The 15,773-nt window shown below is 59.8% G+C and carries 16 protein-coding genes; 6 read left to right on the forward strand and 10 right to left on the reverse strand.

All coding sequences use genetic code 11. The annotated features are described in order from the left end of the window. Positions 1–148: 148 nt before the first annotated feature. The 9 genes from ftsZ to ACW9UQ_RS06635 form a co-directional block, all read right to left on the reverse strand. Positions 149–1,582: a cell division protein FtsZ gene (ftsZ, locus tag ACW9UQ_RS06595; RefSeq protein ID WP_458930213.1), complete on the reverse strand. Its 1,434-nt coding sequence runs from the start codon at positions 1,580–1,582 to the stop codon at positions 149–151. Positions 1,583–1,772: 190 nt separating this feature from the next. Next, the gene (gene ftsA / locus ACW9UQ_RS06600) at positions 1,773–3,104 is read right to left on the reverse strand and encodes a cell division protein FtsA (protein WP_458930214.1); all 1,332 of its coding nucleotides are present in this window, start codon (positions 3,102–3,104) and stop codon (positions 1,773–1,775) included. Beyond that, complete coding sequence (locus tag ACW9UQ_RS06605; protein WP_458930215.1) at positions 3,101–3,979, reverse strand: cell division protein FtsQ/DivIB; 879 nt, start codon at positions 3,977–3,979, stop codon at positions 3,101–3,103. Before ACW9UQ_RS06605 ends, ftsA begins: the two co-directional genes overlap by 4 nt. Beyond that, positions 3,967–4,881, reverse strand: a complete 915-nt coding sequence (locus ACW9UQ_RS06610; protein ID WP_458930216.1) for a D-alanine--D-alanine ligase — start codon at positions 4,879–4,881, stop codon at positions 3,967–3,969. Before ACW9UQ_RS06610 ends, ACW9UQ_RS06605 begins: the two co-directional genes overlap by 13 nt. A 49-nt stretch (positions 4,882–4,930) precedes the next feature. After that, positions 4,931–5,875 (reverse strand): UDP-N-acetylmuramate dehydrogenase, encoded by a 945-nt coding sequence (gene murB, locus ACW9UQ_RS06615; protein ID WP_458930217.1) that lies wholly within the window; start codon positions 5,873–5,875, stop codon positions 4,931–4,933. Next, on the reverse strand, positions 5,851–6,096 hold the full coding sequence (locus ACW9UQ_RS06620; protein WP_458930218.1) for a DUF2484 family protein: 246 nt from the start codon (positions 6,094–6,096) through the stop codon (positions 5,851–5,853). The genes murB and ACW9UQ_RS06620 overlap by 25 nt, the downstream gene beginning before the upstream one ends. 299 nt (positions 6,097–6,395) lie before the next feature. After that, positions 6,396–7,793 (reverse strand): UDP-N-acetylmuramate--L-alanine ligase, encoded by a 1,398-nt coding sequence (gene murC / locus ACW9UQ_RS06625; RefSeq protein ID WP_458930219.1) that lies wholly within the window; start codon positions 7,791–7,793, stop codon positions 6,396–6,398. After that, complete coding sequence (locus ACW9UQ_RS06630) at positions 7,790–8,884, reverse strand: UDP-N-acetylglucosamine--N-acetylmuramyl-(pentapeptide) pyrophosphoryl-undecaprenol N-acetylglucosamine transferase (RefSeq protein ID WP_458930220.1); 1,095 nt, start codon at positions 8,882–8,884, stop codon at positions 7,790–7,792. The genes murC and ACW9UQ_RS06630 overlap by 4 nt, the downstream gene beginning before the upstream one ends. Beyond that, a complete protein-coding gene (locus ACW9UQ_RS06635; protein ID WP_458930221.1) occupies positions 8,881–10,044 on the reverse strand; it encodes a peptidoglycan glycosyltransferase FtsW in 1,164 nt (387 codons plus the stop codon). Before ACW9UQ_RS06635 ends, ACW9UQ_RS06630 begins: the two co-directional genes overlap by 4 nt. Before the next feature lie 413 nt (positions 10,045–10,457). Here ACW9UQ_RS06635 and hemP point away from each other — a divergent pair, with 413 nt between their 5' ends. Both hemP and ACW9UQ_RS06645 read left to right on the forward strand, forming a co-directional pair. Then, positions 10,458–10,619: a hemin uptake protein HemP gene (gene hemP, locus ACW9UQ_RS06640; RefSeq protein ID WP_458930222.1), complete on the forward strand. Its 162-nt coding sequence runs from the start codon at positions 10,458–10,460 to the stop codon at positions 10,617–10,619. Next, positions 10,616–11,068 (forward strand): hypothetical protein, encoded by a 453-nt coding sequence (locus ACW9UQ_RS06645; protein ID WP_458930223.1) that lies wholly within the window; start codon positions 10,616–10,618, stop codon positions 11,066–11,068. Before hemP ends, ACW9UQ_RS06645 begins: the two co-directional genes overlap by 4 nt. Before the next feature lie 39 nt (positions 11,069–11,107). Here ACW9UQ_RS06645 and ACW9UQ_RS06650 read toward each other — a convergent pair whose 3' ends face one another. Next, the gene (locus ACW9UQ_RS06650) at positions 11,108–11,530 is read right to left on the reverse strand and encodes a Fur family transcriptional regulator (RefSeq protein WP_458930224.1); all 423 of its coding nucleotides are present in this window, start codon (positions 11,528–11,530) and stop codon (positions 11,108–11,110) included. Between the two features lie 108 nt (positions 11,531–11,638). On the opposite strand from ACW9UQ_RS06650, the gene ACW9UQ_RS06655 reads away from it, so the two are divergent. The 4 genes from ACW9UQ_RS06655 to ACW9UQ_RS06670 are packed head-to-tail and all read left to right on the forward strand — an operon-like array spanning position 11,639 to position 15,474. Continuing rightward, the gene (locus ACW9UQ_RS06655) at positions 11,639–12,589 is read left to right on the forward strand and encodes a metal ABC transporter solute-binding protein, Zn/Mn family (RefSeq protein ID WP_458930225.1); all 951 of its coding nucleotides are present in this window, start codon (positions 11,639–11,641) and stop codon (positions 12,587–12,589) included. 1 nt (position 12,590) lies between these two features. Further along, on the forward strand, positions 12,591–13,346 hold the full coding sequence (locus ACW9UQ_RS06660; protein WP_458930226.1) for a metal ABC transporter ATP-binding protein: 756 nt from the start codon (positions 12,591–12,593) through the stop codon (positions 13,344–13,346). Further along, entirely contained in the window at positions 13,343–14,542 is a 1,200-nt protein-coding gene (locus tag ACW9UQ_RS06665) for a metal ABC transporter permease (protein ID WP_458930227.1), read from the forward strand. The genes ACW9UQ_RS06660 and ACW9UQ_RS06665 overlap by 4 nt, the downstream gene beginning before the upstream one ends. Beyond that, positions 14,542–15,474, forward strand: a complete 933-nt coding sequence (locus ACW9UQ_RS06670) for a metal ABC transporter permease (protein ID WP_458930228.1) — start codon at positions 14,542–14,544, stop codon at positions 15,472–15,474. Before ACW9UQ_RS06665 ends, ACW9UQ_RS06670 begins: the two co-directional genes overlap by 1 nt. Positions 15,475–15,773 lie beyond the last annotated feature (299 nt).

Raw genomic sequence — 15,773 nt, forward strand, 5'->3', positions numbered from 1 at the left:
AACTTCGACCACGATGCAGGTTCAAAGGCTATAAAACAACGTGAAACAGGTAGTCAGACATATCGCGGAAAGATGAGAAACAGCTTTTGCCAAATGAAAAAAGGCGCAGCCTTGCGACTGCGCCCTTATCCTAGGTTTTAGCGCCTTATCAGTTCGCCTGACGACGCAGGAAAGCGGGGATTTCGTTGCGGTCGCGGTCGTCCTGCGGTTCGCGGCGGGCGCTCAGCGGCGGCTCTACGCTGCGCTCTTCGCGCGCAGCATTCTGGCCGGTCATGCGATGGATCAGATTGTTGATCGCAAAGCGGCCCTGCTCTTCGTCTGTTTCACGAGGCGCATTTTGCGGTGCCTGCGGTTCTTCAGCGGCAGGAACCCGGGCAACAGCTGCCTGCAGCCGCTGCAGTGTCTCAGGCGACGGATCGCCCACATGCGCCTCGGCGGGTGCTTCAGCTGCGGATGCGACCTCGGCCTCGCGTGGTCGCGTATCAACAAAGCTTGGGCCAGCGGGCACTTCTTCTTCGATCGCTTCCGCAGGGGCTTCGATGTCTGCCTCCTGCCGCACCGCTTCTACCACAGGCGCGCCGATGCGCTGATGCTCGGGATGAGAGTCACGGCCTTCGACCGCATCAATACCGGTTGCAACGACCGAGACACGCATCATGCCAGCCATCTGCGGGTCCATGGTGGAGCCGACGATGATGTTGGCATCCGGGTCAACTTCGCCGCGAATACGGTTGGCGGCTTCGTCCAGTTCGAACAGGGTCAGATCATCGCCGCCAGTGACGTTGATCAGAACGCCCTTGGCGCCTTTGAGGCTGATCTCATCCAGCAGCGGGTTGTTGATAGCGCGCTCGGCGGCCTGCACGGCACGCTCTTCGCCTTCAGCTTCGCCAGTGCCCATCATGGCTTTGCCCATTTCGTCCATGACGGAACGGACATCGGCGAAATCAAGGTTGATGATGCCAGGGCGGACCATCAGGTCGGTTACGCCCTTAACGCCCTGATAAAGCACGTCATCAGCCAGTGCGAAAGCCTCGGTAAAGGTGGTTTTTTCATTTGCCAGGCGGAACAGGTTCTGGTTCGGGATCACGATCAGCGTGTCAACAACGCGCTGCAATTCTTCGATCCCGGCTTCGGCCAGACGCATCCGTTTGGAGCCTTCGAACTGGAACGGCTTGGTGACAACACCGACCGTCAGAATGCCCATTTCGCGCGCGGCTTTGGCGATAATCGGGGCCGCACCGGTTCCGGTGCCGCCGCCCATACCGGCGGTGATAAAGCACATATGCGCGCCGACAAGCTGATCAACGATGGATTCGATGCTTTCCTCGGCAGCAGCACCGCCCACTTCGGGCCGGGCACCAGCGCCCAGACCTTCGGTGATCTGCGCGCCAAGCTGCAGCTTTGATGTTGCCTCGGACTGCTGCAGCGCCTGCGCATCGGTGTTCGCGACGACAAACTCAGCGCCTTCGAGGTTCTTTGCGATCATGTTGTTAACCGCATTGCCGCCAGCGCCGCCGACGCCGAACACGGTGATGCGGGGACGCAGGTCATGCTGCTCGGGCATGCTGAGATTCAAAGCCATGATAAATCCGCCTGTAGTTTTGTTTTTGTCCGCTTTTTTGCGCGGCTTTCTGCTCTGATTCGTAATGTAACCAGAAACTTGCACCGGGTCACGGGTTTTTCTGCATTTCCACCCCAATATTATGGAGTTCGCCGCAAAATCGGCGAAATTCGGCTGTTACAGCGTCTATTGGCGATTCTATTCGGGGTAATTACCAGTTTTCGCGGAACCAACGCAGGGCGCGGCGTACGCGGCGGCTGCCCAAACGGTCGGCTGGCATTTCGAAGTCCCAGCATTCATCCTGCGGATGCGACGCCCAAAGCGCCAGTCCGACAGATGCGGCAAAACTGGTGCCCGTGGCAGCCTGCGGCAGGCCCATCACGCGCAACGGTTTCCCGATACGCACCTGGCGGCCCAGAATGCGGCTGGCCAGTGTCTCCAGCCCCGGAATCTGCGATGAACCGCCCGTCAGAACAACACGCTGTCCTGTCAGGTATTCAAAGCCTGAAGCATCAAGCCGCTCCCGCGCTTCTTCCAGAATTTCTTCCATCCGGGGACGCATCACGCCGATCAGTTCGGCGCGTGTAATCTGCCGCCGATCGCTGGCCGTTTCGTCAAAAGCTGACGGAATTTCGATCATATCACGATCATCAAGACCGGTGGCGACCACGCCGCCATGCAATGTCTTGATCCGCTCTGCGGTGGTCATCGGGATATGCAGACCCTGACAAATGTCCGAGGTCACGTGCTGCCCGCCCATCGGCACCGTATCGGCATAGATCATCTGTCGTTTGGCGAATATCGAAATCCCGGTGCTCCCGCCGCCGATGTCGATACAGGCCGCGCCCAGTTCTTGTTCATCCTCGACCAGTGCGGACAGGCCCGACGCATAGGCCGACAGGGTCAGCCCGGCCAACTCCAGATCACAGCGCCGGATACAGTGCAAAAGATTGTGGACCGGGATCGCATCGACGGTCAGCAAGTGCATATCCACCGCCAGACGGTTGCCAATCTGACCGCGCGGATCAGACAGGCCAGAGCGGCCATCAAGCGCAAAATTCACCGGCAGGGCGTGGATCGCCTCGCGGTCATCGCCAACATCGGGCACATCGCAATTGGCCAGCACATGGCCGATATCGCTTTCTGCAACCTCGCCATTTTCCACCAGCACTTCGCCGGTCATGCCATAAGATCGCGGGCCGCCACCGGAAAAGCTGACGATCACATGATCAACTCGATGTCCGGCCATCTTCTGCGCTGCCTGGACAGCGGTGCGAATGGCGCGTTCGGTTTCTTCCATGGCGGAAATCTCGCCATATTGAACGCCGCGCGACCGCGTGGTCGCCGCACCGATGATGCGAAACGCACCATGGGTCAAGCCCTTGCGGGTTGGTCCATCCTCGGCACTGCGTTCGGGGGTGAACTGCAGAACCAGACAGGCGATCTTTGAGGTGCCGATATCCAGAATGGCAACAATACCACGCCGCAGGGCGGCTTCGCGGCGGGCGCGCATGGCGCGTTGGGACTCGTAAAGCTGGCTCATACGTCTTCACCTTCAGGATCGGTTTGCGGCAGGCCGCGCAGGGTCTGCAAAGCGGACTCGTTCAAACGCAAAAGAGGACGCCGTGCGTCCCGCATGTCGATAATCGCGACGTCCCGGTCGAGGACATCTTCGGCAAATTGTAGCGCCAACACGCGCGACAGCGCGGCCTCTGCACCGTTTTCCGGCAGGCGCACCATCAGGCCCTTGTCCAGAACAAGGTCCCAGCGGCGCTCGCCCACACGGACCAGCCCGCGAACCCGCGGCGCAATCGGCTGGGCAACCTTCAACAGACGCAAAGCCTCATCTACAGCGTCCGCCGCGCCCTGCCCCGCGATCAGCGGTAAATCTTTGTAATCCGCCCGGTCCGCGATCCGGTCGACCGGTGCCCCGGTATCGTCGATCAGCATCAGACCATCAGCGTTTCGCCAGACAACCGACGGGATGCGCTCTGTCACGCTGACTTTCAGCAGGCCCGCCTCAGTCACCCGCAGCCGCGCGTCCATCACCGGATCAAGTGCCTGAACACGGGTGCGCATGGCCCCAAGGTCCATCTTCAGCGCGCTGAGTGGCAGACTGACATCAAGGGTTTCAGCAATGCGCTGTTCCAGCGCGCTGCCTGCGCCTGTGATCTCAACACTGGTGACCATCAGTTCGGGCCGGGTCGCCAGCTCTTTTCTGAAAGCAGCAATGTATCCCTGTGCGGTGTCCTGCACCGTCGGGTGCGTACCTGCCAAAGCGACACCAACGCCCAGCGCAATTGCAGGCAAGTAGACGCGTACAAGTCGCTGCACCACAGGGCGCATCCAAAGGCGCTCCAGCCGGTACTTGATCCGGCTGGGCGCCGGATCGGGGGGCGTCACTTTCACCGGCAGCATGACGCATCCTCCACCATCCACGAAACAAGCTGCCCGAAATCGACACCGATATGGGCGGCCTGTTCCGGGGCCAGAGACGTGGGGGTCATCCCTGGCTGCGTGTTGGTCTCAAGCAGAACCAACCCCGCATTCCCTTTCTCTTCATCCCAACGGAAATCTGTGCGGCTGACACCCCGGCATCCCAACGCATTATGGGCGCGCAGGGCATAATCCATGCAGGCGTCAAATATATCTTTGGGAAGATCCGCAGGCACAATATGGCGCGATCCGCCTTGCGTATATTTGGCGTGATAGTCGTACCAGCCTTCGGTCACGATATCGGTCACCGTCAGCGCCCGGTTGCCCATCACAGCCGTGGTCAGCTCACGCCCTTGCACGTATTTTTCCACCATCACGGTTTCGGGCATCTCATTGGACAGCTGTGCAGGACCATTGGCGTTTTCATGGACGATATAGATGCCAACGGAAGAGCCTTCGTTATAGGGCTTCACCACATAGGGCGGCTCCATCGGGTGCGCCTGACGCGCGGCCTGAGCAGTGGTCAACAGATGATTGGTGGTCGGCAGGCCAGCGGCGCGGAAGGCTTCGATGCTTTTGGATTTATTCATCGCAAGAGCCGAGGCCAGTACACCGGAATGGGTGTAAGGAATACGTAGCCATTCCAGAATGCCCTGAACGCAGCCATCTTCGCCCCAGCGGCCATGCAGGGCGTTAAAGACAACATCAGGTTTTTCGGCTTGCAAACGCGCAACGAGGTCGAGACCGGCATCGATCTCAACCACCTCAAATCCTACACTCCGCAACGCGGTCGCACATTCAGCGCCTGAGACGAGCGAAACCTCACGCTCGGCCGACAGGCCGCCTTTTAGCACTGCGATGCGGGGGTTTGTCCTGCTCGACATGCCCGCCTCAAGTTTCCCGCCTTGGCCTCTGACGGGCCGGTCGGGGTTATTATTTCTGCGCGTGTCTTCCGACGCGCATGATTTCCCACTCTAGGGGGATACCGCTGGTTTCCAAAACCCTTTTTCTGACGATCTCGCCCAGTTCTTCCAAATCTGTGGCAGTTGCGTCACCGGTGTTGATCAGAAAGTTGGAATGTTTCTCTGACATCTGCGCACCGCCATGGCGAAAGCCACGCAATCCGGCATCATCAATCAGCTTCCACGCCTTAAGATCATGCACATCATCCTCCCGCCCGGTCGAGGAGAACCCGGCCGGATTGCGAAAGGTCGACCCGCAGGAGCGATCCTTGACCGGTTGCGTCGCCTCGCGCTTTTCCAGCGCGTCAGCCATTTTCTGCTCAATCGCGTCCGGGTCCCCTGCCGCGCCTTCGAACACCGCCTCGACCAGCACCACCCCCTCGGCCAGGTTGGTCGAGCGATAGGCGAACTGCATATCCTCCGGGCCAAGCGTGATCAACTCCCCCTGCCGCGTGACGGCCGTCGCTTCGATAACGACATCCGCCGTGTAAATCCCATAGCACCCGGCATTCATCTTAAGCGCCCCGCCAATCGCACCGGGAATAGTGCGGAAAAACGCCAGATCGATACCTGCCTGCGCCGCCTTGCGCGCCACATGCGCATCCAGCGCAGCAGCACCCGCACGCACGCGTATACCTTCGATTTCTATACCGTTAAAGCCCCGCCCCAGCCGGATCACGACCCCGGGGATGCCGCCGTCGCGTATGATCAGGTTGGAACAGACACCGATGGGAAAGATCGGGATATCGGCGGGAAGATCGCGCAGGAAAACTTGAAGATCGTCCAGATCAGCGGGTTGAAACAGCACCTCTGCCGGGCCGCCAACGCGCAACCAGGACAGAGCCGCCAACGGGCGGTTCGGGGTCAGGGTGCCGCGCACCTGCGGCAATTTCAGCGAATTTTGCGTCTGATCCATTTGTATCCATAAAGTAACGGCCAGCGCATCACTGACCCCCATACGCCCAGCGATATGACAATCACGGGCCAAGCATTCTCATAAAGAACGTAAACAAGAAGCGGAAGGCCCACGGCCAGCAAGACATAGGCTTGTGGCCAGTGGTGGCGTTTGGATGGGATCAGGGCGATGATATTGGCAGCCAGCGCCCAGATGCACAGCAACAAAAAAGACAGCGTCATAAGTTCAGCTTTTGGCGGATCCGCTTAAACAGGAATATCGCCGTGCAACGGTAAGTCGACAAGGCCCCACCGAAGAACAATGCCGGAAGATCCCCGGCTAAAGCGTTTCGGGATAAACCTAAGACACAAGCTTATCCCGAAACGCAGTGATAAGCCGATAGGGTGTACGCGTTTCGATTTTATGCGATGTCTCAAGGTAAACTCGAAACGCTTTAGTCTTAGATGACGTCAGCCAGAAAGAACCAAAGACAGGGCCGAAATCGGGATGATCGAACCGTATCCCGGTAACGCCTACAGCGTCACCCTTTTAGCGAATCCGGTAGCGCGTGAGCCCAGGTTGTTATGGTTCCTGCCCCAAGGCAGACAACCATATCACTGGGTTTGGCTTGGGCTTTGACAAAGTCCGGCAGATCAGCCTGGCCTTCAATCGCACTTACACTGCGATGACCATGCGCGGCAATTCCCTTAACCAGCGCATCACGATCCGCGTCCTTAATCGGTGCTTCGCCGGCGGCATAGACATCCGTAATGGCGACGATATCCGCCTGATTGAAGCATTTGCAGAAATCCTCGAACAGATCAGACAGGCGCGAATAGCGATGCGGCTGATGCACGGCAATGATGCGCCCTTTGGTGGCCTGTCGCGCGGCTTTCAGCACGGCGGCGATTTCCACAGGGTGGTGGCCGTAATCGTCGATGATCGTCACACCGTTGACCTCCCCCACCCGGGTAAAGCGGCGGTTCACACCGCCAAAGCCGCCAAGTGCGGTGCGGATATTGTCATGGCTGATCCCAAGATGCCGCGCCACCGCAATGGCCGACAATGCGTTCGAGACGTTGTGATCGCCCGGCATTGGCAGGCGGACGCCTTCGATCACATCGCCCTCCCCGGCCAGCACAACATCGAAACAGGCGACACCATTGTCATAGCTCAGATCCACCACCCGAACATCTGCCTGCGGGTTGAAACCATAGGTGATCACCCGGCGGTCACTGACCCGGCCGACCAGCGCCTGCACCTCGGGATGGTCAATGCAGCAAACGGCGACACCATAGAAAGGGATGTTGGACACAAAGGTATGAAACGCATCGCGCAGCGTGTCGAAATCCTTGTAGTGGTCCATATGCTCGGGGTCGATATTGGTCACAATCGCGATGGTTGCAGGCAGCCGGTTGAAGGTGCCATCGCTTTCATCCGCCTCAACCACCATCCAGTCGCCATCGCCCATCCGCGCGTTAGAGCCATAGGCATGGATGATGCCACCATTGATCACCGTCGGATCCATATGCCCGCCATCCAGCAGGGCCGCGACCATCGAGGTTGTCGTGGTCTTGCCATGGGTTCCGGCCACCGCAATGTTGTTCTTCAGCCGCATCAGTTCGGCCAGCATCTCGGCCCGGCGCACAACGGGCAGTTTCAGGCTGCGCGCGGTGTCCAGTTCCGGGTTGCCCGGCTTGATGGCCGAGGAGATTACGACAACCGCCGCCCCCTTTAGGTTCGCCGCCTTCTGGCCGATGAAAATCTTTGCGCCTTTTTCCGCCAGCCGTTCCGTGATGGCGGAGGCTTTCAGGTCCGATCCCTGCACCTCAAACCCGTGGTTCAGCAGCACCTCGGCGATGCCGGACATACCGATGCCGCCAATGCCGACAAAATGGATAGGGCCAATATCATGGGGCAGTCGGGTCTGGTTGTTCATGTCGCGGGTCCGTTGGAAATCTTGTCTACAAGGTCGGCCAGTGATTTGGCCGCGTCCGGCTTGCCGATGGACAGCGCCGCAGCGGCAGCTTTTTCAGCTTTGCCAGCATCGGTCAGGAAGGCGGCGATATGCGTCGAAAGGGTTTCAGGCGTCAAGGCGTCTTCGGTGATGACCTCGGCCCCGCCTGCCTCAGCCAGGCCACGGGCATTGGCGTGCTGTTCGCCGCGCACCGCAATCGCCAGCGGGATCAGGATCGAAGGACGGCCGATCACCGAGAGATCCGCAACCGAAGAGGCACCAGAGCGGCACACAACCAGTTGCGCCCGCACCATGCGGTCAGGAATATCGCCAAAGAAATCCTGCACCTCGGCCCGAACACCGATATCGGCATAGGCCGCTACAACATCGTCATGATCTTCGGGCCGCGCCTGATGTGACACGGTAAGCCGGGCGCGCAAATCCTCGGGCAGCAGGGCCAGCGCCTTTGGCACGATCCGCATGATCCGCGCCCCTTGCGAGCCGCCAAAGACCAGCAATTCCATCGACCCATCACCGGGGGCAACATAAGGAGAGGCCGTCCGGTCCCGCACCGCAGAGCGTACCGGATTGCCAATGTCAGACCCTTCGACGCCTTTGGGCAGCTCCGTCGGCCAGATGCCACAGGCCACGGCATTGACCCGTTTAGCAAAAAACTGATTCACCCGGCCAAGCACGCCGTTTTGTTCATGGATCAGGCGGGGGCGGCGCAGCACCCAGGCGGCAATCATGGCGGGCAGTGCGGGATAGCCGCCAAACCCTGCCACGCAATCGGGCTTGTCCCGCCGCATCGCAAAGATCGCCCCCAGCGTCCCGGCGGCAACGCGGAACGGCACCATCAACCGCGACAGCTTTGAGCCCTGAGAGAACGACCCGGACCGCAGAACAACGCGTTCAACGGCATCCGGAAAATTGCCCGTATACCGCGCGCCGCGCGCATCGGTCGACAGCTTCACCCGCCAACCACGGGACAGCATCTCCTCGGCCAAAGCCTGCGCCGGGAACATATGACCGCCAGTTCCTCCAGCAGCAATGATCAGCAGCGGCGCAGTCATCGACCCGAACCGATGATGTCGGACAATTCATGCTGAGGCCGATGCCGGGTCAGCGCCAGCAACATGCCCAGGGCGACACCTGCCGCCAAAAGGGAAGAGCCGCCATAACTGACAAACGGCAATGTCATGCCCTTGGCAGGCAACAGCCGAACCGCGACGCCCAGATTGATCAGCGCCTGAAGCGCCAGCATGCAGGCCAGCCCGGTCCCGGCCAGACGCACAAAGGGGTCCCTCTCCTTGACCAGCCGGATCAATGAGCGGATGACAATGGTCAAAAACAGGAAGATGATCGCGAGACACAGCAAAAAGCCGTATTCCTCGGCCGCGACGGCGATGATGAAATCGGTATGCGCATCAGGCAGCGACCATTTCACCGTGCCTTCCCCCACACCGACGCCGAAAATGCCACCTTCCTGTATCGCATTGGTGGCAAAGCCCAGTTGCGTGCGCGGGTCCAGATCAGGGCTTAAGAACCCATCGATGCGCCGCGCCACATGATCGGAGTACTGATAAGCCAGCATGCCTGCCCCGGCCACCAGCCCGGCAAGCATAATCAGCAGCAGGATCGACGCCCCGGCAACGAAATACATCAGCCCCCAAGTGCCCAGGATCAGGCTGGCCTGTCCGAAATCGGGCTGCATGGCCAGCATCACCGTCACCGTGACCGCAACCACAAAACTAATCGCACGTCCCGGCGGGCCGGACAGGTCAAAACTGGCCGACATCATCCAGGCGGCACAAACAACAAAGGCGGGTTTGATGAACTCGGATGGCTGGATGGCGGCAAAGCCCAGCGAATACCAGCGCACGGCACCCTTGCCAAAATCAGTACCAAGCCAGGGCAACATGGCCAGCGCCACAAACACCACCACAAAGCCGAGCACCGCCGCCCGACGCAACTGCAGCGGGGAAAGCATTGAGGTGACAACCATACCCCCCAGCGCAAGCATCCCGAACACCGCCTGCCGGGTCACATAGTGAAACGGCTCCAGCCCGTTTCGGGTGGCCAGCGGCGGCGACGAGGCCAGCCCCAGCAACAATCCAATGGAAAACAGCCCCATGATCGCCATCAGCGACCAGCTGTCAACGGTCCGCCACCAATGTGGCAAAAGCGGCTCGCCCGGCTTGGATGCCAGGTTGCCGAAGACCATATCTGTCATACGATACTGCCCTTCACGTCACTGCCTCTTGCCGGCTGCCTCTGTCGGGCGCTCGGTCTTGAAACGCATCTTAGCCTGTTTGTTTGGCTGGCGCCAGCTTTTCGAAGCACTGGCATATCGGCTTGGCCGCCTCCGACTTTTGGCAGTGCCATTTCACGCCGATTAATATGATTAAAATTGTCGGAATTGACAAACACGAGTTTTTCACTCAGAAATAAATCATCCTAGCCAGCCCAGCTCGGGCAGCCCGGACTTATGGAAAGAACCGGACCCGTGACCCAGAGCGCACCCGACAAAGAACAGCCGATACCCGTGGTCGATCCCCGGATTGATACGATTGAGGTGTCACGCTTGGTCGAGACGGACTCGCTCTTTCCGCTTGAAGCGCTGCTAGATCTGATAAGGAAACTACAATGACCGCGCAAACCGTCATCCGAACCGACACCGCCGAAGCCCTGCCTCAGCATGATGCCCGCGACCTGACCCAAGGCGGCGTACTGGCGCAGATCCGCCTGGACGAGCAGCTTTATACCCTGCGCATCACACGTCAGGGCAAATTGATCCTGACCAAATGAGCAGCACGAAAAACCGCGGCGCGGTTCCGGTCGGCTTTGTCAGCGACCTGCCCACATTGGAGGCGCGGGCCATTCTTTATCTGCGCCTTTGGTGTGATGTCCCGGAACGTCAGGCCGAGGTCTGGAACGATTTCGCTTTCGCGCTGGGAACCGAACCTGCGCGCAAGGCGCTGGATGATCTGAACAGTCTGATCGTGACTCTGACCACCCATGCGCGCCGTCCACTGATGCGCCATACTCTGGGATGCTCTTGTGTGGGCGCAGATGAATCGGCCTTTGGCAGCCTCATTTCCGCCGCCGCCGAGGGCGCGCGCGAAGATGCGATGCTGCTGGCCACATTGATGGCCCGGCCTGATCTGGCCGCCGTGTTGACCGGCATGGCCGAGAAGGTCGCGATGAGCCTGATGCGACTGGATCGCAAGCGGCAACCTGCGCAGATGCTGCAATAGCATCGTGCAGCCCGGCGTTACCGGACTTTTTCAACCGAATTATTTCTTACGGCAGTACAGTTCCAGCCTGTGATGGACCACCTCGTACCCCAGATCGCGGGCGATCTCGGCCTGTAGTCGTTCGATCTTGTCAGAGCTGAATTCGATCACATCGCCTGTCTCAATATCAATCAGATGATCGTGATGCGGCTCATCCGCCGTCTCAAACCGCGCCCCACCCCCCTCGAAAGCATGGCGATGGATGACGCCCTGTGCCTCCAGGACGGATAGGGTACGATAGACGGTGGCGATAGAAACCGTCTCGTCGACCTGTTGGGCACGGCGGTGCAGCTCATTTGCGTCCGGATGATCGGATGCCTCAGCCAAAACTTGTAGCAAAACCTTGCGCTGCCGCGTCAGGCGCACGCCATCACGGCGCAAAGCGTCCTCAAGTTCTGCAGCTTGTTTTGGGGCGTCAGTCATGGGACGCAGTTTATCCAGATGCGACGCATTTGCAAATATATCAGTTGCAACTCATTCTCATTTGCACTAAAAACCAGGGTAACATCGCTTCACATCATGGAGGATTCGATGCGCCTGACCCGTCGCCACCTGTTGGCCACCGCCGCTGCCAGCGCCCTGCCCTGCACCGCTTGGGCCAGTGACAAGCTCTCTGTTGTCGCGACCACCGGCATGATTTCCGATACAGCACGGCGCATCGGCGGCGACCTGATTAAGGTGCGCGCCCTGATGGGACCGGGCGTCGACCCCCATGGCTATCGCCAGACCCGCAGCGATATCGTCGCCATGACCCGTGCCGATCTGGTGCTATGGCACGGGCTGTTTCTGGAAGCTCAGATGGAAACATTCTTTGAGACATTGGCGCGCAAAAACGCCGTGACCGCTGTTGCAGACAGCTTGCCTGTGGACCAACTGCTGGCGCATGAAGACTACGCCAACAGGTATGATCCGCATGTCTGGATGGACCCAACCCTGTGGCGCGGCGTCGCCGAGACTATCAGCGCAACGCTGCAGGCTGCCCTGCCGGGCCAGGCGCAGGCAATTAAGGCTAATGCGGACGGCTTTATCAAGGAACTGGGATCGCTGGATGCCTATTCCGAAGAGACCCTCTCCAGCGTACCGGAACCCGCGCGCGTTTTGGTCACGGCACATGATGCATTTGGCTATTTCGGCCGCGCCTACGGGTTCGAGCTGATCGGCATTCAGGGGATCTCAACCGAAAGCGAGGCCGGGCTGAAACGTATCGCCGACCTTGTTGATCTGCTGGTGGATCGCAACATCGGCGCGGTGTTTGTCGAAACCTCCGTGTCGGACCGCAACATGCGTGCCCTGATCGAAGGGGCTGCGGCGCGCGGTCATGAGGTAAAGATCGGCGGAGAGCTATTCTCCGATGCGATGGGACCTGACGGCACCTACGAAGGGACCTATATCGGCATGATTGACCACAATGTCACCACCATCGCCACCGCCCTTGGCGGGACAGCACCCGCGGGCGGGCTGAACGGCCAGTTGGAGGAGTAGCATGGCCGGGGATTGCCCGCTTGATATCCGGGGCCTGACGGTTTCCTACGGCGAGAAACCAGCGGTCTTCTCGATTGATCTCAGCCTGCGCCCTGGTGCCATGACGGCAATTGTCGGTCCAAATGGCGCGGGCAAGTCGACACTGCTGAAGGCCGTACTTGATATCATTCCGCGGGTGGCAGGCACGGTCAGCAGCTTTGGTCAGCCACTCAAACCGGGGGCATCGTCCATCGCATACGTGCCGCAGCGGGCCAGTGTGGATTGGGACTTTCCAACACGGGTGATCGACGTGGTAATGATGGGGCTTTACCGCCAGCTTGGTCTGCTGCGAATGATCAGTGCACGGCATCGTCAGATTGCGACGGACTGTTTGATCCGGGTTGGCATGCAGGATTTCGCCAACCGGCAGATCGGGCAGTTGTCCGGTGGCCAGCAGCAACGGGTGTTTCTGGCCCGCGCGCTGGCCGAAGATGCGCAACTTTATCTGCTGGATGAGCCCTTCGCCGGGGTCGATGCCGCAACCGAAGCCGCCATTATCAGCGTCCTGCAATCGCTGAAGGCCGAGGGACGCAGCGTGGTTTGCGTCCATCATGATCTGTCGACAGTGGCGGAGTATTTCGACGATGTCATGCTGATCAACGTGCAAAAGATCGCCCATGGTCCTGTCAGTTCCGCCTTTACCGAGGCTAATTTGCAGGCTGCCTATGGCGGTCGTCTGGCCACCGGCCAGATCAACGAATTGCAGCTTCCCGCATGACCGCGTTTGTCGAGGCTCTGATGCTGCAGGCGGGCTATAATGCCGCCCTGGTTGCCATTGGTGCCGCACTTCTGGGGCTGTCGGCCGGGGCTGCGGGCAGCTTTCTGTTCTTGCGCAAGCGTGCGCTGGTCAGCGATGCCATCGCACATGCCACACTGCCTGGTATCGGGTTGGCCTTTATCGTCATGGTCATGCTGGGAGGCGATGGACGGTCGCTGGTGGGACTTCTGGCAGGATCCGCACTGTCTGCAGCGGCGGGCCTTTGGGCCGTGCAGGCAATCACCCGCAACACCCGACTGCCCGAGGATACCGCCATCGGTGCTGTCCTCTCGGTCACCTTTGGCTTCGGTATCGTCCTTCTGACCATCATCCAGTCGATGACATCAGGCCGACAGGCCGGGTTAGAGAGCTTCCTGCTCGGCTCAACCGCCGGAATGCTCTATGCGGATGCGTTGATCATTGCAGCAGGCGGCGCACTAAGCGTCGTATTGGTTCTGCTGCTGCGCCGCCCGATGACGCTGGTGGCCTTTGACGAAGGCTTTGCGGCAGCCTCGGGCGTGAATGTCGCGCGCACGGATATGATCATGATGGTGCTTGGGCTGGCGGTAACGGTCACCGGGCTAAAGATTGTCGGGCTGATCCTGATCATCGCCTTGCTGATTATCCCGCCGGTGACAGCCCGCTTCTGGACGGATCGCTCTGACCGTCTGGTCTGGATTGCGGGCGGTCTTGGGGCTGCGGCGGGGCATATCGGTGCGGCCCTCTCGGCCAGCGCACCGTCCTTGCCGACCGGACCGATTATCGTGCTGATTTCTACCATGTTTTTTACCGCCTCCCTGTCGCTGGCCCCGCAGCGCGGCGTGCTGGCCGCACTTTACGCCCGCCGGCGATTTCAGACCCGGGTTCACCGGCGACAGGGTCTGCTAGCACTGGCCAGATCCGAACCCATTCATGAAAACCTGACCCTGCGTATCCTGCAGCGCGAGGGGCTGATCCGCGCCGATCAGACCCTGACAGAGGCTGGCCACAAAGCCACCGCCCAGGCCTTGCGCGATGAGCGTCGCTGGCACGCCGCACGGCTGATGCATGGCCATGATGCCAACTCACACCGCTATGACGGACTGACACCCATTGGCGAGGTTATGACCCCCGACGAAATCGCCGTGATCGACGCGCGGTTGGAGGCTATCGAATGATGGGCGCAGATTTCGTACAATTGTCCCTGACCCCGATACTGATCGGCGTGCTGGCCGCCATCGCTTGCGCCCTGCCCGGCAATTTCCTGATCCTTAGGCGTCAGGCCCTGATCGGCGATGCAATCAGCCATGTCGTCCTGCCCGGTATCGTTGCAGCATTTCTGATCACAGGGGCCATTTCCGCCTGGCCAATGATGCTGGGGGCTGCCAGTGCTGCCGTCCTCGCCGTTGTCCTGATCGAGGCAATAAAGCGCCTGGGCCGTATCGAACCCGGCGCAGCCATGGGCGTGACCTTCACCTCCTTGTTTGCTGCAGGTGTGCTGCTGCTGGAACAATCCGACACCTCTACCGTCCATCTGGATGTGGAGCACGCACTTTACGGTAATCTGGAAAGCCTGATCTGGCTATCCGCCGATGGCTGGGGATCACTGACGGATCCTGCTGCGCTGGCTGACCTGCCGCCGGAGTTACTGCGAATGGCCATCGTAACGCTGATCGTGACCGTACTGATGCTGGTCTTCTGGCGACCGTTGAAAATCGCCACATTTGACGAGGGCTTTGCCCGTACGCTGGGCATTGCCGTCACCCCCTTAGGTCTGGGGCTGGTGATCGCCGCCGCCGCTGCCGCAGTGGCCGCCTTCGACGCCGTCGGCTCGATCATCGTGATCGCCATGTTCATCTGCCCCCCTGCCGCCGCCCGCCTGATGACTGACCGTCTGGAGGTACAGGTCACCTGGTCGGTGTTCTTTGCCACCGTTTCGGCAATCATGGGCTATGTGCTGGCTGGCTATGGCCCGCTATGGCTGGGCTTTGACAATTCGGTCAATGCCGCAGGTATGATTGCAACAGTGTCGGGTCTGATCTTGGCCATCGCAGCCCTGTTCGGCCCGCACCGTCATCGGGTCGGCGCGGCGGCCACTGGCGACGGATAGCAACAACAACCAGCCATAAAAAGGGGCCAGGCGGCCCCCTCCTCTTGTAATATCAAACGGCACCTTAAAGCGTTTCGGGATAAACCTGAGACAAAGGATTATCCTGAAACGCAGTGATAAGCCTATATGGCGTAAGCGTTTCGATTTTATGTGATGTCTCAAGGTAAACTCGAAACGCTTTAGAGGCTGTTGACGTTCAGGGTTCCCAAATCAGCTGACTTCTGCTTCAAGGTTGCAAACAGAGGGGAGCAGCCTTGACCCGAAGAGTTTTGACCGATGCGCAATGGGCCATCATTGAA

The sequence above is a fragment of the Halovulum sp. GXIMD14793 genome, from assembly GCF_054457435.1.

What these genes read in the sequence shown, in the direction of transcription:
- murB (WP_458930217.1), bottom strand. Translation starts at nt 5,875, where the DNA reads ATGGATCAGACGCAAAATTCGCTGAAATTGCCGCAGGTGCGCGGCACC.
- ACW9UQ_RS06620 (WP_458930218.1), bottom strand. Translation starts at nt 6,096, where the DNA reads ATGACGCTGTCTTTTTTGTTGCTGTGCATCTGGGCGCTGGCTGCCAAT.
- ACW9UQ_RS06605 (WP_458930215.1), bottom strand. Translation starts at nt 3,979, where the DNA reads ATGCTGCCGGTGAAAGTGACGCCCCCCGATCCGGCGCCCAGCCGGATC.
- ACW9UQ_RS06655 (WP_458930225.1), top strand. Translation starts at nt 11,639, where the DNA reads ATGCGCCTGACCCGTCGCCACCTGTTGGCCACCGCCGCTGCCAGCGCC.
- ftsZ (WP_458930213.1), bottom strand. Translation starts at nt 1,582, where the DNA reads ATGGCTTTGAATCTCAGCATGCCCGAGCAGCATGACCTGCGTCCCCGC.
- ACW9UQ_RS06670 (WP_458930228.1), top strand. Translation starts at nt 14,542, where the DNA reads ATGGGCGCAGATTTCGTACAATTGTCCCTGACCCCGATACTGATCGGC.
- ACW9UQ_RS06645 (WP_458930223.1), top strand. Translation starts at nt 10,616, where the DNA reads ATGAGCAGCACGAAAAACCGCGGCGCGGTTCCGGTCGGCTTTGTCAGC.
- ACW9UQ_RS06660 (WP_458930226.1), top strand. Translation starts at nt 12,591, where the DNA reads ATGGCCGGGGATTGCCCGCTTGATATCCGGGGCCTGACGGTTTCCTAC.
- murC (WP_458930219.1), bottom strand. Translation starts at nt 7,793, where the DNA reads ATGAACAACCAGACCCGACTGCCCCATGATATTGGCCCTATCCATTTT.
- hemP (WP_458930222.1), top strand. Translation starts at nt 10,458, where the DNA reads ATGACCGCGCAAACCGTCATCCGAACCGACACCGCCGAAGCCCTGCCT.
- ACW9UQ_RS06630 (WP_458930220.1), bottom strand. Translation starts at nt 8,884, where the DNA reads ATGACTGCGCCGCTGCTGATCATTGCTGCTGGAGGAACTGGCGGTCAT.
- ftsA (WP_458930214.1), bottom strand. Translation starts at nt 3,104, where the DNA reads ATGAGCCAGCTTTACGAGTCCCAACGCGCCATGCGCGCCCGCCGCGAA.
- ACW9UQ_RS06665 (WP_458930227.1), top strand. Translation starts at nt 13,343, where the DNA reads ATGACCGCGTTTGTCGAGGCTCTGATGCTGCAGGCGGGCTATAATGCC.
- ACW9UQ_RS06650 (WP_458930224.1), bottom strand. Translation starts at nt 11,530, where the DNA reads ATGACTGACGCCCCAAAACAAGCTGCAGAACTTGAGGACGCTTTGCGC.
- ACW9UQ_RS06635 (WP_458930221.1), bottom strand. Translation starts at nt 10,044, where the DNA reads ATGACAGATATGGTCTTCGGCAACCTGGCATCCAAGCCGGGCGAGCCG.
- ACW9UQ_RS06610 (WP_458930216.1), bottom strand. Translation starts at nt 4,881, where the DNA reads ATGTCGAGCAGGACAAACCCCCGCATCGCAGTGCTAAAAGGCGGCCTG.